The sequence below is a fragment of the Amnibacterium sp. genome, from assembly GCF_036559085.1.
Classification (GTDB): Bacteria; Actinomycetota; Actinomycetes; order Actinomycetales; family Microbacteriaceae; genus Amnibacterium.
This window is the reverse complement of record NZ_DATBTU010000005.1, coordinates 18,694-43,354: the sequence shown is the minus strand read 5'-3', so window position 1 is coordinate 43,354 and position 24,661 is coordinate 18,694. Positions and strand designations below refer to the sequence as shown.

Sequence of the window (24,661 nt, the reverse complement as noted above, 5' to 3'; positions counted from 1 at the left end):
CAGGGGTTCGGAGCGGATCAGGCCGGCAGGGCGTCGCGCGCGGGGGAGAGGTCGGCGAGCACGCCCTCGAGCCCGGGGATCGTCGACGCGGTGCCGAGCAGGTCGTCCGCGACGGCGGCGCCGAGCGCCGCGGACGTCTGGATGCCGTAGCCGCCCTGCCCCGCGAGCCAGTAGAAGCCCGGGACGTCGGCGTCGCGGCCGACGACCGGCAGCGAGTCGGGGGCGAGGGTCCGGAGGCCCGTCCAGGTGGTCTCGGTCTCCCGCAGCGCGAGGTCGGTGGCGGCGTTCACCCGATCGAGCACGGTCGCGACCACCTCCGCGCGCGGCTGGGCGTCCTCCGGCTCGCTCGGCTCGTCCTCGAGCGCGGATGCGAGCACGGCGCGGCCGCGCGGGCGGAAGTAGAAGGTGTCGAGCACGTCGGACGCCATCGGCCAGGCCGGATCCACGGGGCGGCCGGTCGGCACCGCCACGGCGACGGTGCGGCGGAGCGGCTGCAGCCCTCGTGAGCGGGCGCCGAACAGTGCGGCGATCCGCTCGACCCAGGCGCCGGCCGCGTTCACGACGACCGGCGCCTCGACCACGGCCGTGCCGGCGGTGAGCCGCCAGGCGTCCCCGATCCGCTCCGCGCGCTCCACACGGCTGGACGGGAGCACCTCGACCCCGCCCGCGACGGCCGCGGCCCGGTACGCCTCGAGCAGCGCGGGGACGTCGACCTCGACCGCGGACCGGTCGATCCCGGCCGCGTGCACCGCGTCCGGACGGAGCGCCGGCAGCAGCGCGACGGCCTCGCGCGGTTCGATCTCCTCGAGGCCCAGCACGGTCGCGAGCAGCTCATCGAGGTGGTGGCGATCGGGGGTCGTTCCGACCCAGAGCAGCGGCCGCGGCGTGAAGATCGGCCGTCCGAGCCCCTCGGCGATCGCCTGCACGCGGGGGATCGACGCGCTCGTCAGCCGGCGGACGGGCGCCGGGCCGTAGGTCGGCTGCATCTGCTCCGCCGAGCGGCTTGAGGTGTGGTGGAAGAGCTCCGGCTCGGCCTCGAGCAGCACGGTGCGGGCGCGCCCGCCGATCGCCGAAGCGAGGGAGAAGCCGGCGATGCCGCCGCCGATGATCGCGATGTCCGCCGTCGTGGTCACGCCGCCTCCGTCCGTGCGAGCAGCGCAGGCAGGCCGTCCAGCCCGGTGAGCACCGGGACGCCGAGCCGCCGCGCCTCGTCGAGATCCGACGGGCTCGCGACGCCGGTCCCGCGGTCGAGCCAGATGCCGAGCATCTCGGCATGGGTGGCGCCGAGCGCGTCGGTCCAGAGCCGGTCGCCCACGTACGCGCAGGCGTCCGGCGGCACGCCGAACCGCTCGGCCGCCATCGCGAAGATCCGCCGGTCGGGCTTCGCGACGCCGAGCTCGCCCGAGGTGATCACCTGCTCGAAGCGCTCCGTGATGCCGAGCGCGTGGAGCTTCGCGGTCTGGAAGGCCAGGTCGCCGTTGGTGATGATCCCGAACCGGAGGCCGTGCCGCGCGAGGTCGTCGAGGCAGGGCAGTGCGTCGGCGTGCAGGCGGAACGCGGCTCGGTAGCGGCTCGAGTACTCCTCGAACCACGCCTCGGCGGCTGGATCGTCGAGCTCGGCGCCGTACGGCGCGAGGAAGTCGCGGACGCGTGCCCGCCGCTGCCCCTGGTAGTCGAGCTCGCCCGCGAGGTAGCGGTGGTAGTGGCGCTCCTCGAGCTCGCGCCAGCGGGCCTGCTCCTCGGTCTCGTCGGGTGCGTCGGCGGGCCGCTCCATCGCGGCCAGGGTCGCGAGCACGCCCTCCTCGACGGCTTCGCGATGACGAAACAAGGTGTCGTCCAGATCGAAGAGGACGACCTCGGTCCTCATCCCCCCACCTCGGACGGCCAGCCCGACTGCGGCTCCCGCGGCTCGCCCGCGAAGAGCTCGCCGTGCCAGCTGTCGGGGCGCGACCCGTCGCGGTGGGGGACCGTCGCCGGCCCGGTGCCGGTGAAGTGGAACCCGGCGCGGCGCGCGGCGCGGGCGGACGCGACGTTGCCGACGATGCACGACCACGTGAGCCGCTCGTGGCCGGCGCGGAACCCGTGGTCGAGCACGACCTCGAGCGCCTCGCCGAGGTACCCCTTGCCGCGGTGCGGCGCGCCCATCCAGAACCCCAGCTCGCCGTACGAGCGCAGCCCGATCACGCCGAGCAGCCGGGCGTCGGGCACGTCCGCCTGGCGGATCGCCCAGGTGTGCTCCACGTCGTCCTCCCACCACCGCGGCACGAGCTCGAGCAGGAAGTGCTCGGCGTCGCTCCGCGCGTACGGCACGGGGATGGTGGTGTACCGCTGCAGCACCTCGTCCTGGCAGTACTCGGTCACGAGGTCGATGTCGCCCTCGCCCGGCTGGTCGAGCACGAGGCGCGGCGTGCGCAGCACGACGGGGGTCATCGGATCCGCCGGAGGAGGCCGACCCGGTCGTAGACCTCGTCGAGCTTCGCGTCTGCGAGCCCGGCGGCGCGCTCGGCGCTGCGGGTGAGGATGCGGTCGAGCTCCGCGGGATCCGCGAGCAGCTCCTGGGTGCGCTGCTTGATCGGCCCGAAGACCTCCACGACGGCGTCGGCGACGTCCTTCTTGAAGTCGCCGTAGCCACGGCCCGCGTACTCCTGCTCGAGCTGGGGCACCGGCACCTCGCGGAACGCGGACAGGATCGCCAGCAGGTTCGCGATGCCCGGCTTCGTCTCCCGGTCGAAGCGGATCTCCCGCTCGGTGTCCGTGACCGCGGAGCGGATCTTCTTCGCGGTGACGTTCGGCTCGTCCAGCATCCAGACGATCCCGGCGTCGGACGCCGCGGACTTGCTCATCTTGACTGTCGGCGTTTGCAGGTCGTAGATGCGCGCGGTGTCCTTCTGGATCAACGCCTCCGGCACCGTGAAGGTGTCTCCGAACCGGCTGTTGAAGCGGTTCGCGAGGTCGCGGGTCAGCTCCACGTGCTGCCGCTGGTCGTCGCCGACGGGCACGGCCGCCGCGTCGTAGAGCAGGATGTCGGCCGCCATCAGGATCGGGTACGCGAACAGGCCCACGGATGCCGCATCCGCGCCCTGGCGCTGCGACTTGTCCTTGAACTGCGTCATCCGGCTCGCCTCGCCGAAGCCGGTGATCGTGTTCAGCACCCACGCGAGCTCGGCGTGCGCGGGCACCTGCGACTGCACGAACATCGTCGAGCGCTCGGGGTCGATCCCGGCGGCGATGTACTGCGCGGCGAGGGTGCGCGTCTGCTGCTGCAGCCCCTTCGGGTCCTGCGGCACCGTGATGGCGTGCAGGTCGACGATGCAGAAGATGGCGTCGTAGGCGTCCTGCAGGGCGCGCCACTGCAGCACCGCGCCGATGAAGTTGCCGATGTGCAGGGAGTCGGCGCTCGGCTGGATGCCGGAGAAGATGCGGGCCTTGTCGGTCATGGTGCTTCCGTCGTTCGAGGGGGCGGGCTCGGGGTCAGAGCGCGTAGTCGGCGACCACGGGCGTGTGATCCGACCATCGGCCGTCGCGCGAGTCGGCCTTGTCGACCGCGTAGTCGGCGACGCGCTCGCCGAGGGCCGGCGACGCGAGGTGGTAGTCGATCCGCCAGCCGGTGTCGTTGTCGAACGCCTGGCCGCGCCAGGACCACCAGGTGTACGGGCCGTCGACCTCGCCCGCGGCACGGCGGCCGACGTCGACCCAGCCGAGCCCGGCGCCCGAGTTGTAGCGGTCGTCGTCCTCGGCGCCGATGATCCGGTCCCAGTACGCGCGCTCGTCGGGCAGGAACCCGCTGGCCTTCTGGTTGCCGCGCCAGTTGCGGATGTCGAGCCGCCGGTGCGCCACGTTCAGATCGCCGACGACGACCGCGAGCGGATTGTGCGCGGTGAGCTCGGGCAGCCGGGCCTCCATCGCGTCGAGGAAGCGGAACTTGTCGTCCTGCTTCGGGGTGCCGACCTCGCCCGAGTGCACGTAGGCCGAGACGACGGTGAGCACGGTGCCGCCGATCTCGAAGTCGGCTTCGAGCCAGCGGCCGGCGGTGTCGAAGTCCTCCTCGCCGATCGCGACGCGGTGGATGTGGGCCGGCTCGCGGGAGGCGATCGCCACCCCGGCGCGGCCCTTCGCGGTCGCCGCGTCGTGCAGCACGCTCCACTCGGGACCGAGCAGCTGCTCCAGGTCCTCGGTGGCGGCGCGCACCTCCTGCAGGGCGAGGATGTCGACGCCCCGGCCGTCGAGCCACGCGCCCATGCCCTTGCGGAAGGCCGCGCGGACGCCGTTCACGTTGACGGAGGCCACTCGAACGGTCGCGCCAGCCATGCCCTCGAGCCTACCGAGCGCGTGCGACGGGCCCGTCGGCGTCGGCCCCGGTCGGCTCGACCTCGTCCGAACGAGGCGTCTCGTCGCCGGTGTGCTGCTGCGCCTGCTTGAACTCCGAGGCGGTGGGCACGACAGCACGCCGGTGCTCCTCGGCCGTTCGCTCCCGGTCGAGCTGCCGGGTGAGCCGCCAGCGCTCGAGGCCGCGCGCCGCGCGCATCCGCTCCTCCAGCTCGCGCTGGTTCGACTCCGCAACGAGCCGCCGCGCCTCCTCGAGGCGTTCGGCGTCGTCGACGCCGCGCTGCTCGGGGTTCAGCCGCCGGGCGTCGATGCCGGCCTCCTCCATCCCGACCGCGATCCACGACGCGGCGAGCAGGATCGTCTGGCAGACGAAGTTGAAGTAGAGCAGCACCCCGACGAGGGTCGCGAAGGCGCCCATCAGCGGGTTGGAGGATGCCCCGCCGAGGAGCTTCGTGCCGAGGGTCTGCAGGAACGCGAGGCCGATCCCGCCGAGCAGCGCCCCGACGAGCAGGCGCCTGCGCGGGATCGGGATGCCGGACAGCAGCCGGTAGGCCGCCGCGAGCAGCAGGGTGTCGATGACGACGAGTAGCAGCGCGCCGACCGCCGTGGTCGCGAGCTGCTCCACGACGGAGGCGGCGCCGAGCCCGAGCAGGGACAGCACCGCGCCGAGCGCCGTGTTGCTGATCAGGCTGATCACCGCGGTCAGGAGCACCACGACGCCGAACGCGAGCGAGTAGCCGAGGTTCTTCAGGATCAGCAGCACCGGGTTCGTGGTCGGGCCGGGGAGCGAGAACATGATCCGGATGGCGGTCCGCAGCGTGCCGACGAAGCCGACCGTCGTGAAGAGCAGGCCGATGATCGAGATGACGCTGCTCCAGGCGAGACCGGTCGTCCCGAGCAGCGTCGATGCCGGAATCGCGCCGGACATGCCGTCGTAGGCGATGAGGCCGGGGATGAACTGGTTGATGGCGCCGAACACCGCGTGCTGCAGCGGGACGTTCCCCGCAAGCGCGAAGCCGGCGAGGGAGAACACGAGCCAGAGGGCGGCGAAGAGGGCGAAGAGCGCCTGGTAGGTCATGCCGGCCGCGATGAGCGGGCCGTTGTCCCCGGTGTAGTGGAAGAACACCCGGACGGGCTTCCACGCGAGGACCCGCTGCACCAGGCCCGGGATGCCGGAGGCCTGCTGCGGCGGATCCGGCCGTGCCCCGGACGCCTGCACGGGCACCCGGGCGTCCCGGACCCCCTGGTCGGCGGCACCCTCGGTCATGGCGTCACCCTAATCGCGCCGCGGGCGGCGCCGACCGGGCATCCGCTGGGGGAGTTGTCACGGACAACCCGGGCCATATGCTTTCGGCGGGCACCGTCAGCGAGGAGGCAGGCAGATGCGACTGACCGGGATCGGCGTGGGCAGGACCGTGGCCGTCGGGCCGGTGAAGCGGATGCCCGATCCGCTGCCGGAGCCGCCCGAGGGCGCCACGCACGCCGGCGCGGACGCGGAGATCGCCCGCACCCGGTCCGCGCTGCAGCAGGTGGCGGCCGAGCTGAACGAGCGCGGCAGGCGTGCGGGCGGCGAAGCCCGCAACGTGCTCGAGGCGCAGGCGCTGATGGCCGAGGACCCCTCGCTCGTCGATGACGTGGTGGCGCGCATCACCGCGGGGCGCACCGGCGAGCGGGCCGTCTTCGAGGCCTTCCTCGAGTTCCAGGTGATGCTCGTGGGCCTCGGCGGATACATGGCCGAGCGCGCCACGGATCTGGGCGACGTCGCGCAGCGCGTCATCGCGCGCCTCACCGGCGTGCGGGCCCCGGGCGTCCCCGAGTCCGACACCCCGTTCGTGCTCGTCGCGCGCGACCTCGCGCCCGCGGACACCGCGCTGCTCGACCTCGACAAGGTGCTCGCGCTCATCACGAGCGACGGCGGCCCCACCTCGCACACGGCGATCCTCGCCCGCGCGAAGTCCATCCCCGCGATCGTCGGGGTGGGCGGCGCGCAGCAGCTGGCCGAGGGGCAGCTCGTCATCGCGGATGCGTCGACCGGCGAGATCGAGGCCGACCCCGACGACGCTGCGGTGGCCGACGCCCAGCGGCGCATCGAGGAGCGCAGGGCGATGCTGAACGCCCCGATCACGCCCGGCGCGCTCGGTGACGGCACGAGGATCGCCCTGCTCGCGAACCTCGGCAACGCGAAGGACGCCGCCGGAGCCGTGGAACTCGGCGCCGAGGGCGTCGGCCTGTTCCGCACCGAGTTCCTGTTCCTCGACTCGAGGTCGGCGCCGACGGTGCAGGAGCAGCGGGACCAGTACATCGCCCTCCTGAAGGCGTTTTCGGGCAAGAAGGTGGTCGTCCGGGCGCTGGACGCCGGCGCCGACAAGCCGCTCGCGTTCCTCAACGACACCGAGGAGGAGAACCCGGCGCTCGGCCTCCGCGGCCTGCGGGTGCTCCGCGCGCACGAGGACATCCTCCGCGAGCAGCTCACGGCGCTCGCCGAGGCGGACGCTGCGACGGAGGCGGACCTCTGGGTGATGGCGCCGATGGTGTCGGAGCCGGAGGAGAGCGAGTACTTCACCGCGCTCGCCCGGGAGCTCGGCATCGCGACCGCGGGGGTGATGGTGGAGGTGCCGTCGTCGGCGCTGCTCGCCGCGCAGATCCTCGAGTCCGCCGACTTCGTCTCGATCGGCACGAACGACCTCACGCAGTACACGCTCGCCGCGGACCGCCTGCTCGGCACCGTCGCGAACTTCCAGGACCCCTGGCACCCCGCGGTGCTCAGGCTCGTCGCGGAGGTGGGCCGTGCCGGCGCGGCGGCGGGCAAGAGCGTCGGGATCTGCGGCGAGGCGGCGGCGGATCCGCAGCTCGCGGTCGTGCTCGTCGGCCTTGGCGCCACGAGCCTCTCGATGACGCCCGCGGCGCTCGCCGACGTGCGCGCCGAGCTGCTCACCGTGACGCTCGACGAGGCGAGGGCCCGCGCTGCCGCCGCGCTCGCGGCCCCGTCCGCGGCCGCAGCCCGAGCCGCCGCCGCGTCCCTCGTGTAGGGGATCGTCCCGGGTGTAGGCGAGTACACGGCGTGTCGGCCTCCGCCCGGCACGGATGCCTACGGCCGGGACGGTGGGGTCAGGAGTGGAGAGCGGCGAGCACCGCCGCCTGCACCGTCGGCCAGTCGAACAGGACCTGCGCCCAGGTGAATCGGAGGGTGCGGTACCCCTGGCTCGCCGCGATGGCATCCCTCGCTCGGTCCCTGGCGAACTGCCCCTCGTGGTACTCGCGGCCGTCCAGCTCGACGATCAGCCGGCCTTCGACGACGAGATCGACGCGGCCGACGCCCGGGATGTCCACCTGCGGCACCACGTGAAGACCGAGGCTCTGGAGCAGGTATCGGGCGACCGACTCGATCCCGGACTCGCAGCGGATGTCGACCGCGTCGACGAGATCGCGGAGGTGCGCAGGCACTCGAGCACGGAGCACCGCGAGGTCGTCCCGGCGGAAGCGTCGCTCCCGGAGGGCCGAGTCGATGCTCGCGACCGCGAACGCCGCGGGAACCGTCAGCAGGAGGTGCTGGAGCACCAGCACGACCGGCAGGAGCCCGGTGATCAGGGCGGCACGGGGCATCGTGGCGACGCGGTGGACCCGCACACCGGAGGAGGGATCGAGGGGACGCGCGGCATCGTCCGGATCGCGGAGCCGCGGCTCGTTCTCCGCGACGGCGACCGACAGCGGTGGTTCAGGAGGTGCCCAGAAGCCGTAGGCCGCGGCGGCGGTGCCGGCCGTCGCAGGGCCGCCGACGCGCATCGCCCTGACGACATCGGGTGGTGTCGTCGCCGCAGCGTAGTGGCCTCGCCGGACGGCGACGAGGCGGCCGTCGGCCACCGCGGCAGCGACCTGCCGCTTGGCCCAGCCCTGCTCGCGGAGCTCCGCGGACGTCCAGAATCGGTAGTGCACGGCGGAAGGGTGCCCGTGGCCGCAGCGGTCTCGGGCGCAGCCGTGCGTCGAGCGTCCTGAGGGCTGCTCAGGAGCCCCTGTGGAAGAGCCGAGGCCGCGCAGACGCGCCCACCCCGCCCTGCCGCCGGCCACCCGCCGTGCCGCGAGTAGGGCGATGTGCCGGGTGAGGCCGCGCAGCGGCGCGTCGGCCTACACCCCGCACGAACCCCTACGGCCGGGACAGAGACGGGGGCGGGCTACGCGATCTTCACGCGGGCGGCGCCGCGCATCGTCGCGGCCTTCACCTCGCTGATCGCCTTCGTGATCTGGATGCCGCGCGGGCACGCCTCCGTGCAGTTGAAGGTGGTGCGGCAGCGCCACACGCCCTCGCGGTCGTTCAGGATGTCGAGGCGCACGTCGGCGGCCTCATCGCGGCTGTCGAAGATGAAGCGGTGCGCGTTCACGATCGCGGCCGGACCGAAGTACTGGCCGTCGGTCCAGAAGACGGGGCACGAGGTGGTGCATGCCGCGCAGAGGATGCACTTCGTCGTGTCGTCGAAGCGCTCCCGCTGCTCGGCGGACTGCAGGCGCTCGCGGCCCTCGGGCGGCGGCGTCGAGGACTGCAGGAACGGCTGCACCTGCCGGAACGCCGCGAAGAAGGGCTCCATGTCGACGACGAGGTCCTTCTCGAGCGGCAGGCCCTTGATCGCCTCGACGTAGATCGGCTTCGACGGGTCGAGGTCCTTCACCAGCGTCTTGCAGGCGAGCCGGTTGCGGCCGTTGATCCGCATCGCATCCGAGCCGCAGACACCGTGCGCGCACGAGCGGCGGAAGGTGAGCGACCCGTCCTGCTCCCACTTGATCTTGTGCAGGGCGTCGAGGATGCGGTCCGTCGGCAGCACGTCGACGTCGTAGTCGCGCCAGTACGGCTCGGCGTCGACCTCGGGGTTGTAGCGCCGGATGATCAGCGTGATCGTCGAGAAGCCCTCGGCGGGACGGTGCTTGATCGCGGGGTTGATGCCGGTCTCGGCGACGGTGAGGGTCACGCCTAGTACTTCCGCTCCATCGGCTGGTAGCGCGTGATCACCACGGGCTTCCAGTCCAGCTTGATGTGGTCGGACGCGTCCGCGGAGTGCGGGTCGCCCGTGAGGTAGGCCATGGTGTGCTGCATGTAGTTCGCGTCGTCCCTCTTCGGGAAGTCGTCGCGCATGTGGCCGCCGCGGCTCTCCTTGCGGTTCCGCGCGGAGTAGACGACGACCTCGGCGAGGTCGAGCAGGAACCCGAGCTCGATCGCCTCGAGCAGGTCGGTGTTGAAGCGCCGGCCGCGGTCCTGGATGCCGATGTTCTTGTACCGCTCCCGCAGCCCGTGGATGATCTCGGTCACCTTCGCGAGCGACGCGTCGGTGCGGAACACCTGGGCGGATGCGTCCATGTTGTCCTGGAGCTCCTTGCGGAGGTCCGCGACCCGCTCGGTGCCGGTGGAGCCGCGCAGCTGCTCGACGAGGGTGCGCACGGCCCTCGCCGGGTCCTTCGGCAGCGGCACGAAGCTCGCCGTGTTCGCATAGGCCACGGCGTTGTTGCCGGCCCGCTTGCCGAACACGTTGATGTCGAGCAGCGAGTTGGTGCCCAGCCGGTTCGAGCCGTGCACGGACACGCAGGCGCACTCGCCGGCGGCGTACAGCCCGGGCACGACCGTGTCGTTGCTCGAGAGCACCTCGGCGTTCACGTTCGTCGGGATGCCGCCCATCGCGTAGTGCGCGGTCGGCATGACCGGGACCGGCTCGGTGACCGGGTCGACGCCGAGGTAGGTGCGCGCGAACTCCGTGATGTCGGGCAGCTTCGTCTCGAGCACCTCGGCCCCGAGGTGGGTGCAGTCGAGCAGGACGTAGTCCTTCAGCGGCCCGGCGCCGCGGCCCTCGGCCACCTCCTGCACCATGCAGCGGGACACGATGTCGCGAGGTGCGAGGTCCTTGATGGTCGGGGCGTAGCGCTCCATGAACCGCTCGCCCGAGGCGTTGCGCAGGATCGCGCCCTCGCCGCGGGCGCCCTCGGTGAGGAGGATGCCGAGCTTCGCGAGGCCGGTCGGATGGAACTGGAAGAACTCCATGTCCTCGAGCGGAAGGCCCTTGCGCCAGATGATGCCGACGCCGTCACCGGTGAGTGTGTGCGCGTTCGAGGTGGTCTTGTAGATCTTCCCGAAGCCGCCGGTCGCGAAGACGATCGACTTCGCCTGGAAGACGTGGATGTCGCCGGTCGCGAGCTCGTACGCGACGATGCCGCTCGGCCGCTGCACCGTGCGCCCGTTCTCGACGACGGTCGTCATCACGAGGTCGAGCGCGTAGTACTCGTTGTAGAACTCGATGCCGTGCTTGACGCAGTTCTGGTACAGCGTCTGCAGGATCATGTGGCCGGTGCGGTCGGCCGCGTAGCAGGCCCGGCGCACGGGCGCCTTGCCGTGCTCGGAGGTGTGCCCGCCGAAGCGGCGCTGGTCGATCTTGCCCTCGGGGGTGCGGTTGAACGGCAGGCCCATGTTCTCGAGGTCGATGACCGCGTCGATGGCCTCCTTCGCGAGGATCTCGGCCGCGTCCTGGTCCACCAGGTAGTCGCCGCCCTTCACCGTGTCGAAGGTGTGCCACTCCCAGCTGTCCTCCTCCACGTTCGCGAGCGCGGCGGCCATGCCGCCCTGCGCCGCGCCCGTGTGGGAGCGGGTGGGGTAGAGCTTCGTGATGACCGCGGTGCGCGCCTTCGGGCCCGCCTCGATCGCCGCACGCATCCCCGCACCGCCGGCGCCGACGATGACGACGTCGTGCCGGTGGTACTTGATCCCGTCGATCTCACGCTCGTCCGGGCCCTCGTCGGTCCAGGACAGCACGTCCTCGGGATCGCGCTCCGGTCCACCGGGGTTCGTCGAGCGGTCGTTGCCGCGCAACGCGTTCGCGGCGCGCTTGAGGGGGTTCTCGGGAGTCACTTGACCGCCTTGCAGAAGTCGGGGAGGTTCGCGGCGAGGCCGTTGGCCGGGCACGGGTCGAACGTGAAGATGACGAGCGTGCCGAGCACGATCAGCACCACCGTCGCTGCGACGAGCGCGTACTTGACGACGCGGTTCGCCAGCGGAGAGACGACGTAGTCGTTCGTGATCGTGCGCATCCCGTTCGCACCGTGGATGAGGGCGAGCCAGAGCATCAGCGCGTCCCAGATCTGCCAGAACGGGGTCGCGTACTTGCCGGCGATGAAGGCGAAGTCGATCTGCCGCACGCCGTCGCCGGCGACCAGGTTGATGAAGAGGTGGCCGAAGATCAGCACGACCAGCACGACGCCGGAGGCGCGCATGTAGATCCAGCCCCACTTCTCGATGTTGAAGCGGCGGTTCCGGTGCACCGGCGCGCTGCGCGGCGCCTCGATCGTGGTGGCCATCAGCGGGGGAACTCCTCGATGATCGTGAACAGCTGCCGCGGCGCGAAGCCGGCCATGACGATCACCCAGAGCACGATCACGGCCCAGAACATGCCGCGCTGGTGCTTCGTGCCGAAGCTCCAGAAGTCGATGAGGATGATCCGCAGCCCGTTGAAGGCGTGGAAGACGATCGCCGCGACGAGGGCGAGCTCACCGAGCCCCATGATCGGGTTCTTGTAGGTGGCGATCACCCCGTCGTAGAGCTGCGGGGAGACGCGGATCAGCGCGGTGTCCATGATGTGGACGAGCAGGAAGAAGAAGATCCCGACGCCGGTGATCCGGTGCAGGACCCAGGACCACATCCCCTCGTGCCCGCGGTAGACCGTGCCCGCCGGTGCCTTCGGCAGTGACAGTCGCGTGGTGCGGGTGGGGGAGAGCTCGGGCGCGGGCCTCGTTGACACCATGCGCTACAACCGCCTCCTCGAACCGATATCGGATTCGATCCTACGTCCGCCGAAGCGTGCTCCCGACCCCTAACGGGGGCGCGGGCGCTCTCCGTGTCGCGCCCCCGTTCCCCGAGCCGTCCGCGGCCTCGGACCCCGGGAATCCGGGGCGCGGCGACCGCCATCGCTACAGTGGCGCGCATGACGGACAGCACCATGCGCTGGGCGGGCCGCGGCACCGAGCCGGATGCGGTGGACCGGTTCTACGCGGTCATCCCGGCCGGCGGGATCGGGTCGCGCCTCTGGCCGCTGTCCCGCGCCGACGCGCCCAAGTTCCTGCACGACCTGACCGGCTCGGGGGAGACCCTGCTCAAGGAGACCTGGGACCGGCTGACGCCGATCGCCGGGGAGGACCGGGTGATGGTCGTGACCGGCCGGGCGCATCGCGCCGCCGTCGAGGCGCAGCTGCCCGGCCTGTCGGACCGGAACATCGTGCTCGAGAGCGAGCCCAAGGACTCCTCGGCCGCGATCGGGCTGGCCGCCGCGATCCTCGAGCACCGCGAGCCGGGCGTGATCATCGGCTCGTTCGCCGCCGACCACGTGATCGGCGACCTCCGCCGCTTCCGCCAGGCGGTCGTCGAGGCCGTCGTGGTGGCCGACCAGGGCTACATCGCGACGATCGGGATCGTGCCGACCGAGCCCGCGATCGGGTTCGGCTACATCAAGCGCGGCGCGGGCCTCGAGGTCGAGGGGGCGCCGAGCGCGCTGCTCGTCGACCGGTTCGTGGAGAAGCCCGACCTCGACACGGCCCGCGGCTACGTCGACTCCGGCGACTTCCTCTGGAACGCCTCCATGTTCATCACCCGCGCGGACGTGCTGCTGACCGAGATGGCGAAGACGAAGCCCGACCTGGTGCGCGGCCTCCGGCGCCTCGCGGAGGCCTGGGACACCCCCGACCGCGGCGCCGTCGTCGACCAGGTGTGGCCGGGGCTCGAGAAGATCGCGATCGACTACGCGGTCGCGGAGCCGGCGGCCGCCGCCGGCCGGCTCGCGGTCGTGCCCGGCGACTTCAGCTGGGACGACGTCGGCGACTTCGCCTCGATCGCGAAGCTGCAGTCCGGCGGCCGCGGCAGCGACCTCGCGATCCTCGGCGCCCGCGCGCGCGTGCTCGCCGATTCCTCCAGCGGCATCGTCGTGACCGACAGCGACCGGCTGATCACGCTGATCGGGGTCGACAACATCGTCGTCGTCGACACCCAGGACGCGCTGCTCGTCACCACGAGCGAGCACGCCCAGCGGGTGAAGAGCGTCGTGGATGCGCTGAAGCTGTCCGGCCGCACCGACGTGCTCTGACCGCGGGACCGCCGGGTTCCGTCTCGGTCCCGTAACCATCCCGGGGTCCGCTTCCCGGGGTGACGCGCCGGGTGCGGCGTCCCGTTAGCCTGACCCCGATCGCGTAGCCCGCGATCCCCGACCGGACCTCACGAAGGACATCTCTTGACCAGAATCGCATCGCGCTTCGGCCTCGGCGGCGTCGCCGCCGTCGGCGTGCTCGCCCTGCTCACGGCTTGCGGGGCCGCGCCCTCCTCGTCGTCATCGGCGTCGGGCTCCGGCTCGGCCACGAAGGCCGCCTCCAAGTACCTCCCCTGCATCGTCTCCGACCAGGGCGGCTTCGACGACCACTCCTTCAACGAGCTCGGGCTCAAGGGCGTCCAGCAGGCGGCCGGCACGATCGGCTCCTCCTACAAGAAGGTGCAGTCGGCCACCGCGAACGACTACGCGTCGAACATCGCGAACCTGATCTCGCAGAAGTGCAACATCATCGTCGCGTCCGGCTTCAACCTCGTGGCCGCTGTCAAGGACGCCGCCGCGAAGAGCACGAGCACCGACTTCGCGATGATCGACGACAACTCGATCAAGGCGCCGAACGTGAAGCCCGTCGTCTTCGAGACGGACGAGGCCGCGTTCCTCGGCGGCTACGCCGCGGCCGCGTACTCGAAGACCGGCAACGTCGCCACCTGGGGCGGCCTCGCCATCCCGCCGGTCACCATCTACATGGACGGCATCGCGGACGGCATCGCGTACTACAACCAGCAGAAGCACAAGAACGTGAAGCTGCTGGGCTGGGACGTCAAGACCCAGAAGGGCACGTTCGTCGGCAACTTCACCGACCAGAACAAGGCCAAGACGATCACGTCGAACTTCCTCAACTCGAACGCCGACGTGGTCATCCCCGTCGCGGGCAGCCTCTACCAGGGCGCCGGCGCGGCGATCAAGTCGTCCGGCAAGCCGGCGGTGCTCGAGGGCGTGGACGCGGACCTCTACAACACCGACACCGCGGGCTACAAGAGCCTGATGCTCGTCTCGATCCTGAAGAACATCCAGTCCGCCGCGAACGCGGTCGTGACGCAGGCGGCGAGCGGCAAGACGTTCGACAACACCGAGTACCTCGCGACGCTCAAGAACAACGGCGTCGGGCTCTCGCCGTTCCACGACTACGAGAGCAAGATCCCGTCGACCCTGCCGGCCGAGCTGACGGCAATCCAGAAGGGCATCAGCGACGGGTCCATCAAGGTCCAGTCGCCCTCGTCCTTCACCAAGTAGGCGGACCCGCCTCGGACGGCCCGGCTCCCCGCTCACGGGGGACCGGGCCGTCCCGTTCTCGCCAGCGTCGCTGCGCGGGGGGAGAATCATTCGTCGTGAAGCTCGAACTGCGCGGGATCACGAAGCGGTTCGGACCGCTCACCGCGAACGACCACATCGACCTCGTCGTGGAGGCCGGTGAGATCCACTGCCTCCTCGGGGAGAACGGGGCGGGCAAGTCCACCCTGATGAACGTCCTGTACGGGCTCTACCAGCCCGACGAAGGCGAGATCCTGCTCGACGACGCCGTCCAGCACTTCTCGGGCCCCGGCGACGCGATGCGCGCGGGCATCGGCATGGTCCACCAGCACTTCATGCTCGTCCCCGTCTTCACCGTGGCCGAGAACGTGATGCTCGGTCACGAGTCGACGCGCTTCGGCGGTCGGCTCGACCTCGCCGCGGCGCGGGAGTCGGTCAAGGCCATCTCGGACCGGTTCGGCTTCGACGTCGATCCGGACGCGCGCGTCGAGGACCTCCCCGTCGGCGTGCAGCAGCGCGTCGAGATCATCAAGGCGCTGTCGCGGGACGCGAAGGTGCTCGTCTTCGACGAGCCGACCGCGGTCCTGACCCCGCAGGAGACCGACGAGCTCATGGGGATCATGCGGCAGCTGAAGTCCTCCGGCACCGCCATCGTCTTCATCACCCACAAGCTGCGGGAGGTCCGCGAGGTCGCGGACCGCATCACCGTCGTCCGCCTCGGCAAGGTCGTGGGGGAGGCGCAGCCGACGGCCACGAACACCGAGCTCGCCTCGCTCATGGTCGGCCGTGCCGTGGAGCTCACCGTCGAGAAGCAGCCGCCGACCCTCGGCGACGACGCCCTCGTCGTCGAGGACCTCGTGGTCCGCGGCCCCGGCGGCGCGGCGCTCGTCGACGGCGTGAGCTTCACCGTCAAGGCGGGGGAGATCCTCGCGATCGCCGGCGTGCAGGGCAACGGGCAGACCGAGCTCACCGAGGCGATCTTCGGGCTGCAGCCGAACGTGACCGGCCGCATCCTGCTCGACGGCAAGCCGCTGACCGGGCGAAGCGTCAAGGACGTCCTCGCCGCCGGTGCCGGGTTCGTGCCCGAGGACCGCCAGCACGACGGCCTCGTGCCCGAGTTCACGATCGCCGAGAACCTCATGCTCGACCGGTCGGACGGTGCGCCGTTCGTCCGCTTCGGTGCGCTGCGCCTCGACGACCTGAACGCCTTCGCGACCGAGAAGCTCGGCGAGTTCGACGTGCGCGCGCAGAGCATCCAGACGCGCGTCGGACGCCTGTCGGGCGGCAACCAGCAGAAGGTCGTGCTCGCCAGGGAGCTGTCCCGGGACCTGCGGCTCTTCGTCGCCGCCCAGCCCACACGCGGGCTCGACGTCGGCTCGATCGAGTTCGTGCACGAGCGGATCGTCGCGACGCGCGACGCCGGCATCCCGGTGGTGGTGATCTCCACCGAGCTCGACGAGGTGGTGGCGCTCGCCGACCGGATCGCGGTCATGTACCGCGGCCGGATCGTCGGGATCGTGCCCGCGGACACGCCCCGCGACGTGCTCGGGCTGATGATGGCGGGCGAGGCCCCGGAGAAGGTGGCGGCATGAGCGGCATCGAAGGCACCACCCTCCCGGTCGCGGAGACGGGCGACGACGAGCTGACGCTCGAACCGGGCCAGACGCCCGCGGCGCCGGCCACGCCCGAGCCCGAGCGGACGGGCTTCCAGCGGTTCCTGCACGACCTCGTCACCGGCAGCTTCCTGATCACGGTGCTCGCGATCGTCGCGTCGCTGATCCTCGGCGGCGTGCTGATCGCCGTGACCAGCCCGGCGGTGCAGGCCGCGGCGGGCTACTTCTTCGCCCGGCCCAGCGACACGATCGTCGCGATCGTCCAGTCCGTCGGCGGCGCCTACGCGTCGCTGTTCCAAGGCGGCGTCTACGACTTCACCGCCACGACGTTCGTGGCGGGCATCAGCCCGTTCCTGAGGAGCCTCGGGTTCGCCACCCCGCTCATCGCGGCCGGGCTCGGCATCGCGATCGGCTTCCGGGCGGGCTTGTTCAACATCGGCGGCCAGGGCCAGATCCTCATCGCCGGCGCGGTCGCCGGCTGGATCGGCTTCGCCTGGAACGGGCCGCCCGTCCTGCACCTGATCGTCGCGGTGGTCGGCGGCCTGCTCGGCGGCGCGATCTGGGCCGGCATCGTGGGCCTGCTGAAGGCGCAGACCGGGGCGCACGAGGTGATCGTCACGATCATGCTCAACTACGTCGCGTTCTACCTGCTCGACTTCCTGCTGCACACCCCCGTGCTCCAGGCGCCCGGGTCGAACAACCCGAAGACGGCCGCAGAGCTGCCCACCGCGGTCCTGCCGTCGCTGTTCGGGCTCCCGGTGAACCTCGGCTTCCTGCTCGCGATCGTCGCGACGCTCGCTGCCGCCTGGCTCCTGAACCGGTCGAGCCTCGGCTTCAAGCTCCGCGCGGTCGGCGAGAACCCCGCGGCCGCCCGCACGGCGGGCATCGACGTGAAGCGGATCACGATCCTGGCGCTCGCGATCTCCGGCCTGCTCGTCGGCTTCGCCGGGGTCTATCAGGTGCTCGGCCAGACCACGAGTGGGTTCGGCAACGACTTCGACGCCTCCATCGGCTTCAACGCGATCACCGTCGCGCTCCTCGGCCGCTCCCGCCCCTGGGGCGTGTTCGGGGCCGGGATCCTCTTCGGCGTCTTCGAGAACGGCGGATACACCATGCAGGCCGCGAACAGCGTCGACCTCAACGTCGTCTCGGTCATCCAGTCGCTGATCGTGCTCTTCATCGCGGCGCCCCCGCTGGTGCGGACGATCTTCCGGCTGCCCACGCCCGGCGCGCGCCGGAAGGGGGTGCGGGCGGCATGACGAGCATCGGAGCGGCCCTCCCTGGCACGGCCACCGGCGCCTCGTCCGTGCGCCATTGGAAGCTGCCGATCGTGTACGGCGCCATCACCCTCGTCGCCCTGCTGCTGCTCGTCGTGCTCGGGCGCCCCGGCAGCGCGACCATCGGCCTGAACGGCGGGAACGCCGTCCAGCTGCCGCCGCTCGTGCTGCCCGCCCGCGGCACCGGCATCGTCACCGTGCTCATCGGCGTCGTCTGCACGGTCATCAGCGTGCTGCTCACCCGCAGCGGCCGCCGGCAGTCGATCTGGCTGCCGATCGTGTTCGCGCTCGCGATGCTGGTCGGGCTGCTCGTCTGGGCCACGAGCGGCGAGACCCTGCCGCTGCCGGGCCTGCTCGCCGGCTCGCTCGCGCTGTCCGTCCCGCTGATCTTCGGCGCGCTCGGCGGCGTGATCAGCGAACGCGTCGGGGTGGTGAACGTGGCGATCGAGGGCCAGCTGCTCGCCGGCGCCTTCGTCTCCGCGGTCGTCGGGTCGCTGACCAAGAACCTCTTCGCCGGCCTGATCGCCGCGATGGTCGCCGGCGTGCTCGTGTCCTTCGTGCTCGCCGCGTTCGCGATCAAGTACCTCGTCGACCAGGTCATCGTCGGCGTCGTGCTGAACGTGCTCGTGCTCGGCCTCACGAGCTTCCTCTACTCGGCGGCCCTCGTCCCCGCGTCGGCGGCGCTCAACTCGCCGCCGCAGTTCGAGCCGATCGCGATCCCGCTGCTGTCGGCGATCCCGATCATCGGGCCGGTGCTCTTCGACCAGACCCTGATCGTCTACATCATGTACGTCGCGGTCGCCGCGGTGACGATCGGGCTCTTCGCGACCCGGTGGGGACTCCGCCTGCGGGCCGTGGGCGAGCATCCGCAGGCCGCGGACACCGTCGGCATCAACGTGTCCGGCACCCGCTTCTGGAACGTCTCGCTCGCGGGCGCGATCGCCGGGCTCGGCGGCGCCTACTTCACGCTCGCGGCCGTGCCGTCGTTCAGCAAGGATGTGACGAGCGGCGCCGGATTCATCGCCCTCGCCGCGGTCATCTTCGGCCAGTGGAACCCCGTACGTGCCACCCTGGCGGCGCTGCTGTTCGGCTTCGCCAGCAACCTGCAGAACGTGCTCGGGATCCTGAACAGCCCGGTGCCGAGCGACTTCCTGCTGATGCTGCCGTACCTCGTCACGATCTTCGCGGTCGCCGGGTTCGTCGGACAGGTGCGCGGGCCGGCCGCCGCGGGGAAGCCGTACATCAAGGGATGAGCGACATCGACTGGGCTGCGCTGCGCGAGGCCGCGGTGGCCGCCGCCGCGAAGGCCTACGTGCCGTACTCGCGGTTCCCGGTGGGTGCCGCGGCGCTCGTCGACGACGGGCGGGTCGTCTCCGGCTGCAACGTCGAGAACGCGTCCTACGGCCTGACCCTCTGCGCGGAGTGCGCGCTGGTCTCGGCGCTCGCGATGTCCGGCGGCGGGCGGCTCGTCGCGTTCGCCTGCGTCGACGGGCACGGGGCGGCCCTGATGCCGTGCGGCCGTTGCCGGCAGCTGCTCTACGAGCACTCGGCCGAGGGGATGCTGCTCGCGACCGTGAGCGGCATCCGCACGATCGACGAGGTGCTGCCCGATGCGTTCGGGCCGCGCACCCTCGCCGCCTATCGCGACGAGGACGCCAGCTAACTTGGAGCGGTGAGCGAAGCCTTCGACGCCGTCGACCTGATCGTCGCCAAGCGGGAGCGCCGCGTGCTCTCGACCGAGGAGATCGACTGGCTCGTCGACGCGTACACGCGGGGCGTGGTCGCCGACGAGCAGATGTCGGCCTGGGCGATGGCGGTGCTGCTGAACGGCATGGACCGGCGGGAGATCCGCGACCTGACCCTCGCGATGATCGCGTCGGGCGAGCGGATGTCGTTCGAGGGCCTCGGCCGGCGCACGGTGGACAAGCACTCGACCGGTGGCGTCGGCGACAAGATCACGCTGCCGCTCGCCCCGCTCGTGGCCTCCTTCGGGGTGGCGGTGCCGCAGCTCTCCGGCCGCGGGCTCGGCCACACGGGCGGCACGCTCGACAAGCTCGAGTCCATCCCGGGCTGGCGCGCGGACGTGACGCCGGACGCGATGCGGGCGCAGCTGGCGGACATCGGCGCGGTGATCTGCGCCGCGGGCGGCGACCTCGCGCCCGCCGACAAGCGCCTCTACGCCCTCCGCGACACCACAGGCACCGTCGAGGCGATCCCGCTGATCGCGTCGAGCATCATGTCGAAGAAGATCGCCGAGGGCACCAGCGCGCTCGTGCTCGACGTGAAGTTCGGGTCCGGCGCCTTCCTCCGCCGCCGGGAGGACGCCGACGAGCTCGCCCGCACCATGGTCGACCTCGGCACCGACGCAGGCGTGACCACCGTCGCGCTGCTCACCGACATGTCGGTGCCGCTCGGGCTCGCGGTCGGCAACGCGGTCGAGGTGGCCGAGAGCGTCGAGGTGCTCGCCGGCGGTGGCCCGGCGGATGTCCGGGAGCTCACCGTGGCCCTCGCGCGGGAGATGCTCGCGCTCGCCGGGCTGCCCGACGCGGATCCGGCCGCCGCGCTCGACGACGGCCGCGCCATGGACGTCTGGCGGCGGATGATCGCCGCGCAAGGCGGCGACCCGGACGCGCCGCTGCCGGAGGCCCGCGAGCGCACCGTGGTCACGGCCGAGTCCGACGGCGTGCTCGTCGAGCAGGACGCGAAGGCCGTCGGCGTGGCCGCCTGGCGGCTCGGGGCCGGCCGCGCCCGCCAGGGTGATCCCGTGCAGCACGGCGCCGGCGTGCTCCTGCACGCGAAGCCCGGGGACCGCGTGACGGCGGGCCAGCCGCTCGCGACGTTGCTCACCGATGAGCCGGCCCGGTTCCCGCGGGCGGAGGCGATGCTCCGCGAGGCGCACCGCATCGCCCCGGCCGGCACGGCGGTGCCCGAGGGTCCCCTCGTCGCCGGCCGCATCGCCGCCTCGTGAACCGGCGGGCGCGCGACCTCCGCGCCCGGTAGCCTGAGGACCGTGTCGGGGGCTTCGCCGTGGTTGCTGTGGAACGACGTGGATGCCGCGCGCCTGCCGAAGGTGTCGTTGCACGACCACCTGGACGGGGCGCTGCGCCCCGCGACGATCGTCGAGATCGCCGGTGAGACGGGCGTCGAGCTCCCCGAGACCGACCCCGCGTCGCTCGCGACCTGGTTCCACGAGCACGCCGACTCCGGCTCCCTCGTCGACTACCTGAAGACCTTCGACGTGACCACGTCGGTGATGCAGACCGCCCCGGCGCTCACCCGCATCGCCCGCGAGTACGTGCAGGACCTCGCCGCCGACGGCGTCGTGTACGGCGAGGTGCGCTGGGCGCCCGAGCAGCACCTCAGCGCCGGCCTCACGCTCGATGCGGCCGTCGAGGCCGTGCAGGCGGGGCTCGAGCAGGGCGTCGAAGCCGTGCGGCAGGAGGGCCGTGCCATCCGCGTCGGCCAGCTCGTCACCGCGATGCGGCACAACGACCGGGCGCTCGAGATCGCGGAGCTCGCCCTGCGCCACCGCGACCGCGGCGCCGTCGGCTTCGACATCGCGGGCGCCGAGGCCGGCTTCCCTCCCTCGCGGCACCGGCTCGCCTTCGAGTTCCTCGCCGAGCACTGCTTCCCGGTCACCGTCCACGCGGGCGAGGCCGACGGGCTCGACTCCATCCGCTCGGCCCTCGTCGACGGGCGCGCGCTGCGGCTCGGGCACGGCGTGCGGATCGCGGAGGACCTCGTGCTCGAGCGCGAGGACCAGGAGAACTCGTACGTCACCGTCGGACGGCTGGCGCGCTGGGTGCGCGACCGGCAGATCCCGCTCGAGCTCTCGCCGCAGTCGAACCTGCAGACCGGCGCCATCGCGGCGTGGGGCGACCGGCTCGAGGACCATCCGTTCGACCTGCTCTACCAGCTCGGCTTCCGGGTCACCGTGAACACCGACAACCGGCTGATGAGCGACACGAGCCTCTCGAAGGAGCTCTCGCTGCTCACGGAGGCCTTCGACTACGACCTCGACGACCTGCTCACGTTCCAGCTGAACGCGGCCGAGGCGGCGTTCCTGCCGCTCGAGGACCGCGACGAGCTCGGCGACACCCTCACCCGCGGATTCGAGGCGATCTGACGTGACGGTGAAGATCGTGACCATCTGCGGCGCAGGGGTCGGCACGAGCGAGATCCTGCGGGTCTCCGCCTCCCGGGTGCTCGCGCGCCTCGGCATCGACGCCGAGGTCGTGGCGACGGACGTGGAGCACGTGCAGGAGCTCGCGGAGGACGCCCAGGTGATCCTCGCGACGCCTGAGCACGTGAAGCACATCGGCCGCACCTACGCGCAGATCATCGTGGTGCAGAACATCCTCGACCAGGAGGAGCTCACCGAGAAGCTCTCGGACGCCCTCGGCGACTGACTCCGTCCGGGAGTCGCCACTGGTGGTGACTTCTTCGCTCGGGAAGTCGCCACGAGTGGCAACCCGTGAGGGGTGATGGCCCATTGACGGTTGCCACTTTCTGCGACCTTGAGCGCCTCAAGGTCGCAGAAAGTGGCAACAGCCCGGCTGTCGGCCGGGTGGGTCGTCAGCCGGCGAGGAGGGCGTGGACGCCGTCGCGGAGGGCGGCCAGCTTCGCGTCCGTCTCCGCGCGCCGCTCCTCGGGCGTCGCGGCGTCCGACCAGACGTCGAGGTAGGCCTTCAGCTTCGGCTCGGTGCCGCTCGGCCGCACCACGAGGCGCGCGCCGCCGGCAAGGGTGTACCGCAGCACGTCGGACGGCGGCAGGCCGTCGGATCCGTCGAGCAGGTCGTTCACGGACTCCACCCTCAGCGACCCCACCGCGGCGGGAGGCCGCTCACGGAGCCGCGTCATGATCGCGGTGATCTCGTCCAGGTCCTGCACGCGCAGCGAGATCTGATCCGAGTCGAAGCGGCCGATCGCTGCCTCGATGTCGGCCAGCCGGTCCTCGATCGTGCGCCCCTCGTTCGCCAGCCGCACCGCCTCGCGGAGCACGACGACGAGCGCGGAGACGCCGTCCTTGTCGCGGACCGTCTTCGGATCCACGAGGTAGCCGAGGGCCTCCTCGAAGCCGTACAGCAGCCCGGGCGCGCGGGAGATCCACTTGAAGCCGGTCAGCGTCTGCGCGTACGCGAACCCGAAGTGGTCCGCGATCCGGGCGAGGCCGGGTGTCGAGACGATCGAGGTGGCGAGCGTGCCACCGGCGGTGTGCGCCTGCGAGGCGATGGTCCAGCCCAGCAGCAGGCCGGTCTCGTTGCCGCTGAGCCGCCGCCATCCGTCGCCGTCGGGGACCGCGACGGCGAGCCGGTCGGCGTCGGGGTCGTTGGCGAGCGCGAGAGCCGCGCGCGAGCTGCGCGCCGCCTCGAAGGCGGGGTCGAGGGTGCCGGGCTCCTCGGGGTTCGGGAAGGGCGCGGTCGGGAAGTCGGGGTCCGGCTCGGCCTGCGACGGCACGACGATCGGCTGCGGCAGCCCCGCGGCCGCGACGACCTGCCGCACCTTGGCGAGGCCCACGCCGTGCATCGGCGTGTAGACCCAGCGGATGTCGCCGCGTACCCCGTCCGCCAGGCGCGCGGTCGCGGTGATGTAGCGGCCGATCAAGTCCTCGCCGGCGATAGTCACCTCGCGCGAGGTCGGCGGCAGACCGCCCTCGGCGGCCACCGCGTCGATCTCGGCGAGCACGCGCGCGTCGTCCGGGCTCACGAGCTGCGAGCCGGCGTCCGCATCCCCGAGGTAGAGCTTGTAGCCGTTGTCGGGTGCCGGGTTGTGGGAGGCGGTGATCATGACTCCGGCGCTCGCGCCGAGGTCGCGGACCGCGAACGCGAGGATCGGGGTCGGCAGGGCGCGGGGGAGCAGGGTCACCTCGACGCCGGCCGCGGCGAGCACCTCGGCGGCGTCCCGGGCGAACCGGTCCGACTTGTGCCGGGCGTCATGGCCCACGACCACGGTCGGCCGGTCGGTGCGCGTCGCGAGGAAGCGGGCGAGGCCCGCGGAGGTGCGCATCACGACGACCCGGTTCATCCGGTTCGGTCCCGCACCGAGCGGGCCGCGGAGGCCCGCCGTGCCGAACTCGAGCCGGGCGCCGAAGCGGTCGGCGAGGGCGGCTTCGTCGTCGGCGTCGAGCAGCGCCTGCAGCTCGGCACGCGTATCCGGGTCGGGATCGATCGCCAGCCAGGCCTCGGCCGCGGCGCGCACGTCGCCGCTCATGCCGCGGCCAGGTCGGTCGCGACGGCCGCGACGATGCGCGCGAGCAGGTCGGCGAGGCGGCCCTCCGCCTCCTTGCCGGCCGCGAGCACCTCCGCGTGGCTGAGCGGCGTCGACTGGATGCCGGCCGCCAGGTTGGTGATGAGCGACATCCCGAGCACCTCCATGCCGGCTTCGCGGGCCGCGATCGCCTCGAGCGCGGTCGACATCCCGACGATCGATCCGCCGATGGTGCGCGCCATCGCCACCTCGGCGGGGGTCTCGTAGTGCGGGCCGCGGAACTGCACGTAGACGCCCTCGTCGAGGGTCGGATCCACCTGCCGCGCGATCCCGCGGAGCCGACGCGAGTAGAGGTCGGTGAGGTCGACGAACGTCGCCCCCTCGAGCGGCGACGCGGCGGTCAGGTTGATGTGGTCCTCGATCAGCACCGGCGTGCCGGGTTTCCAATGCGGACGGATGCCGCCCGCCCCGTTCGTGAGCACCATGACCCGGGCGCCCGCGACGGCCGCGGTGCGGACGCTGTGCACGACCCGGCGGACGCCGCGCCCCTCGTAGAAGTGCGTGCGGGCGCCGATCACGAGCGCGTGGAGGCCGTGCTCGAGCTCGATCGAGGTGAGCGTGCCGGAGTGGCCGGGGACGCCGGATCGCGTGAAGCCCGGCACCTCCTCGGCCGGCACGACGGCGACGGTGCGGCCGAGGCGCTCGGCCGCTTCGCCCCATCCGCTGCCGAGCGTCAGGGCGATGTCGTGGCGCACCACGCCGGTGCGCTCGGCCAGCGCGGCGGCCGCCAGCTCGGCGACGGCGGTGGGCGGGGTCTCGAGGTCGTCGAGGGAGGGCTCGGCCATGTCGTCAAGCCTAGGAGCGACGG

Annotated in this window: 23 protein-coding genes; 10 read left to right on the top strand and 13 right to left on the bottom strand. The window is 71.9% G+C overall.

Annotated features, from left to right (window positions below; genetic code table 11):
• Positions 1-17: 17 nt before the first annotated feature.
• The 6 genes from VIG76_RS00390 to VIG76_RS00365 are packed head-to-tail and all read right to left on the bottom strand — an operon-like array spanning position 18 to position 5,593.
• On the bottom strand, positions 18-1,133 hold the full coding sequence (locus VIG76_RS00390; RefSeq protein WP_331949863.1) for an NAD(P)/FAD-dependent oxidoreductase: 1,116 nt from the start codon (positions 1,131-1,133) through the stop codon (positions 18-20).
• Positions 1,130-1,867 (bottom strand): HAD family hydrolase, encoded by a 738-nt coding sequence (locus VIG76_RS00385; RefSeq protein ID WP_331949861.1) that lies wholly within the window; start codon positions 1,865-1,867, stop codon positions 1,130-1,132. The genes VIG76_RS00390 and VIG76_RS00385 overlap by 4 nt, the downstream gene beginning before the upstream one ends.
• Positions 1,864-2,430 carry a GNAT family N-acetyltransferase gene (locus tag VIG76_RS00380; protein WP_331949859.1) on the bottom strand — a complete coding sequence of 189 codons (567 nt, stop codon included), beginning with the start codon at positions 2,428-2,430 and terminating at the stop codon, positions 1,864-1,866. The genes VIG76_RS00385 and VIG76_RS00380 overlap by 4 nt, the downstream gene beginning before the upstream one ends.
• On the bottom strand, positions 2,427-3,437 hold the full coding sequence (gene trpS, locus VIG76_RS00375; RefSeq protein WP_331949857.1) for a tryptophan--tRNA ligase: 1,011 nt from the start codon (positions 3,435-3,437) through the stop codon (positions 2,427-2,429). Before trpS ends, VIG76_RS00380 begins: the two co-directional genes overlap by 4 nt.
• 34 nt (positions 3,438-3,471) lie before the next feature.
• A complete protein-coding gene (locus VIG76_RS00370) occupies positions 3,472-4,308 on the bottom strand; it encodes an exodeoxyribonuclease III (protein ID WP_331949855.1) in 837 nt (278 codons plus the stop codon).
• A 10-nt stretch (positions 4,309-4,318) separates the two neighbouring features.
• The gene (locus VIG76_RS00365; RefSeq protein ID WP_331949853.1) at positions 4,319-5,593 is read right to left on the bottom strand and encodes a YihY/virulence factor BrkB family protein; all 1,275 of its coding nucleotides are present in this window, start codon (positions 5,591-5,593) and stop codon (positions 4,319-4,321) included.
• A 115-nt stretch (positions 5,594-5,708) separates the two neighbouring features.
• Here VIG76_RS00365 and ptsP point away from each other — a divergent pair, with 115 nt between their 5' ends.
• Positions 5,709-7,355: a phosphoenolpyruvate--protein phosphotransferase gene (gene ptsP, locus VIG76_RS00360; RefSeq protein ID WP_331949851.1), complete on the top strand. Its 1,647-nt coding sequence runs from the start codon at positions 5,709-5,711 to the stop codon at positions 7,353-7,355.
• 79 nt (positions 7,356-7,434) lie between these two features.
• Here the strand turns inward: ptsP and VIG76_RS00355 are convergent, their stop codons facing one another.
• From VIG76_RS00355 to sdhC, 5 genes are all read right to left on the bottom strand, one after another.
• Complete coding sequence (locus VIG76_RS00355) at positions 7,435-8,259, bottom strand: endonuclease domain-containing protein (protein WP_331949849.1); 825 nt, start codon at positions 8,257-8,259, stop codon at positions 7,435-7,437.
• A 236-nt stretch (positions 8,260-8,495) separates the two neighbouring features.
• Positions 8,496-9,257 (bottom strand): succinate dehydrogenase iron-sulfur subunit, encoded by a 762-nt coding sequence (locus VIG76_RS00350; protein WP_331949891.1) that lies wholly within the window; start codon positions 9,255-9,257, stop codon positions 8,496-8,498.
• A 29-nt stretch (positions 9,258-9,286) separates the two neighbouring features.
• Complete coding sequence (sdhA, locus tag VIG76_RS00345) at positions 9,287-11,107, bottom strand: succinate dehydrogenase flavoprotein subunit (protein ID WP_414640587.1); 1,821 nt, start codon at positions 11,105-11,107, stop codon at positions 9,287-9,289.
• A 95-nt stretch (positions 11,108-11,202) separates the two neighbouring features.
• The gene (locus tag VIG76_RS00340) at positions 11,203-11,652 is read right to left on the bottom strand and encodes a succinate dehydrogenase hydrophobic membrane anchor subunit (protein ID WP_331949847.1); all 450 of its coding nucleotides are present in this window, start codon (positions 11,650-11,652) and stop codon (positions 11,203-11,205) included.
• Entirely contained in the window at positions 11,652-12,095 is a 444-nt protein-coding gene (gene sdhC, locus VIG76_RS00335) for a succinate dehydrogenase, cytochrome b556 subunit (RefSeq protein WP_331949845.1), read from the bottom strand. Before sdhC ends, VIG76_RS00340 begins: the two co-directional genes overlap by 1 nt.
• A 180-nt stretch (positions 12,096-12,275) precedes the next feature.
• Here sdhC and VIG76_RS00330 point away from each other — a divergent pair, with 180 nt between their 5' ends.
• The 9 genes from VIG76_RS00330 to VIG76_RS00290 all read left to right on the top strand — a co-directional run bounded on the left by VIG76_RS00330 (position 12,276) and on the right by VIG76_RS00290 (position 21,995).
• Entirely contained in the window at positions 12,276-13,427 is a 1,152-nt protein-coding gene (locus VIG76_RS00330; protein WP_331949843.1) for a mannose-1-phosphate guanylyltransferase, read from the top strand.
• A gap of 144 nt (positions 13,428-13,571) precedes the next feature.
• On the top strand, positions 13,572-14,678 hold the full coding sequence (locus VIG76_RS00325; RefSeq protein ID WP_331949841.1) for a BMP family lipoprotein: 1,107 nt from the start codon (positions 13,572-13,574) through the stop codon (positions 14,676-14,678).
• 95 nt (positions 14,679-14,773) lie between these two features.
• Positions 14,774-16,288, top strand: a complete 1,515-nt coding sequence (locus VIG76_RS00320; RefSeq protein WP_331949839.1) for an ABC transporter ATP-binding protein — start codon at positions 14,774-14,776, stop codon at positions 16,286-16,288.
• The gene (locus tag VIG76_RS00315) at positions 16,285-17,568 is read left to right on the top strand and encodes an ABC transporter permease (RefSeq protein ID WP_331949837.1); all 1,284 of its coding nucleotides are present in this window, start codon (positions 16,285-16,287) and stop codon (positions 17,566-17,568) included. The genes VIG76_RS00320 and VIG76_RS00315 overlap by 4 nt, the downstream gene beginning before the upstream one ends.
• Positions 17,565-18,839 (top strand): ABC transporter permease, encoded by a 1,275-nt coding sequence (locus VIG76_RS00310; protein ID WP_331949835.1) that lies wholly within the window; start codon positions 17,565-17,567, stop codon positions 18,837-18,839. The genes VIG76_RS00315 and VIG76_RS00310 overlap by 4 nt, the downstream gene beginning before the upstream one ends.
• Entirely contained in the window at positions 18,836-19,249 is a 414-nt protein-coding gene (locus tag VIG76_RS00305; protein WP_331949833.1) for a cytidine deaminase, read from the top strand. The genes VIG76_RS00310 and VIG76_RS00305 overlap by 4 nt, the downstream gene beginning before the upstream one ends.
• Positions 19,250-19,258: 9 nt before the next feature.
• On the top strand, positions 19,259-20,554 hold the full coding sequence (locus tag VIG76_RS00300; protein WP_331949831.1) for a thymidine phosphorylase: 1,296 nt from the start codon (positions 19,259-19,261) through the stop codon (positions 20,552-20,554).
• Positions 20,555-20,596: 42 nt separating this feature from the next.
• The gene (locus VIG76_RS00295; RefSeq protein WP_331949829.1) at positions 20,597-21,712 is read left to right on the top strand and encodes an adenosine deaminase; all 1,116 of its coding nucleotides are present in this window, start codon (positions 20,597-20,599) and stop codon (positions 21,710-21,712) included.
• Between the two features lies 1 nt (position 21,713).
• Positions 21,714-21,995, top strand: a complete 282-nt coding sequence (locus VIG76_RS00290) for a PTS sugar transporter subunit IIB (RefSeq protein WP_331949827.1) — start codon at positions 21,714-21,716, stop codon at positions 21,993-21,995.
• 166 nt (positions 21,996-22,161) lie between these two features.
• Here the strand turns inward: VIG76_RS00290 and VIG76_RS00285 are convergent, their stop codons facing one another.
• Together VIG76_RS00285 and VIG76_RS00280 are read right to left on the bottom strand one after the other, a co-directional pair.
• A complete protein-coding gene (locus VIG76_RS00285; protein ID WP_331949825.1) occupies positions 22,162-23,796 on the bottom strand; it encodes a phospho-sugar mutase in 1,635 nt (544 codons plus the stop codon).
• Positions 23,793-24,638 (bottom strand): purine-nucleoside phosphorylase, encoded by an 846-nt coding sequence (locus VIG76_RS00280; RefSeq protein WP_331949823.1) that lies wholly within the window; start codon positions 24,636-24,638, stop codon positions 23,793-23,795. Before VIG76_RS00280 ends, VIG76_RS00285 begins: the two co-directional genes overlap by 4 nt.
• Positions 24,639-24,661: the final 23 nt, after the last annotated feature.

Bases quoted from the DNA above. Each gene is read 5' to 3' on its own strand.
- VIG76_RS00385 (WP_331949861.1), bottom strand. From the start codon at position 1,867: ATGAGGACCGAGGTCGTCCTCTTCGATCTGGACGACACCTTGTTTCGT.
- VIG76_RS00380 (WP_331949859.1), bottom strand. From the start codon at position 2,430: ATGACCCCCGTCGTGCTGCGCACGCCGCGCCTCGTGCTCGACCAGCCG.
- trpS (WP_331949857.1), bottom strand. From the start codon at position 3,437: ATGACCGACAAGGCCCGCATCTTCTCCGGCATCCAGCCGAGCGCCGAC.
- VIG76_RS00370 (WP_331949855.1), bottom strand. From the start codon at position 4,308: ATGGCTGGCGCGACCGTTCGAGTGGCCTCCGTCAACGTGAACGGCGTC.
- VIG76_RS00365 (WP_331949853.1), bottom strand. From the start codon at position 5,593: ATGACCGAGGGTGCCGCCGACCAGGGGGTCCGGGACGCCCGGGTGCCC.
- ptsP (WP_331949851.1), top strand. From the start codon at position 5,709: ATGCGACTGACCGGGATCGGCGTGGGCAGGACCGTGGCCGTCGGGCCG.
- VIG76_RS00340 (WP_331949847.1), bottom strand. From the start codon at position 11,652: ATGGCCACCACGATCGAGGCGCCGCGCAGCGCGCCGGTGCACCGGAAC.
- sdhC (WP_331949845.1), bottom strand. From the start codon at position 12,095: ATGGTGTCAACGAGGCCCGCGCCCGAGCTCTCCCCCACCCGCACCACG.
- VIG76_RS00330 (WP_331949843.1), top strand. From the start codon at position 12,276: ATGACGGACAGCACCATGCGCTGGGCGGGCCGCGGCACCGAGCCGGAT.
- VIG76_RS00315 (WP_331949837.1), top strand. From the start codon at position 16,285: ATGAGCGGCATCGAAGGCACCACCCTCCCGGTCGCGGAGACGGGCGAC.
- VIG76_RS00310 (WP_331949835.1), top strand. From the start codon at position 17,565: ATGACGAGCATCGGAGCGGCCCTCCCTGGCACGGCCACCGGCGCCTCG.
- VIG76_RS00305 (WP_331949833.1), top strand. From the start codon at position 18,836: ATGAGCGACATCGACTGGGCTGCGCTGCGCGAGGCCGCGGTGGCCGCC.
- VIG76_RS00285 (WP_331949825.1), bottom strand. From the start codon at position 23,796: ATGAGCGGCGACGTGCGCGCCGCGGCCGAGGCCTGGCTGGCGATCGAT.
- VIG76_RS00280 (WP_331949823.1), bottom strand. From the start codon at position 24,638: ATGGCCGAGCCCTCCCTCGACGACCTCGAGACCCCGCCCACCGCCGTC.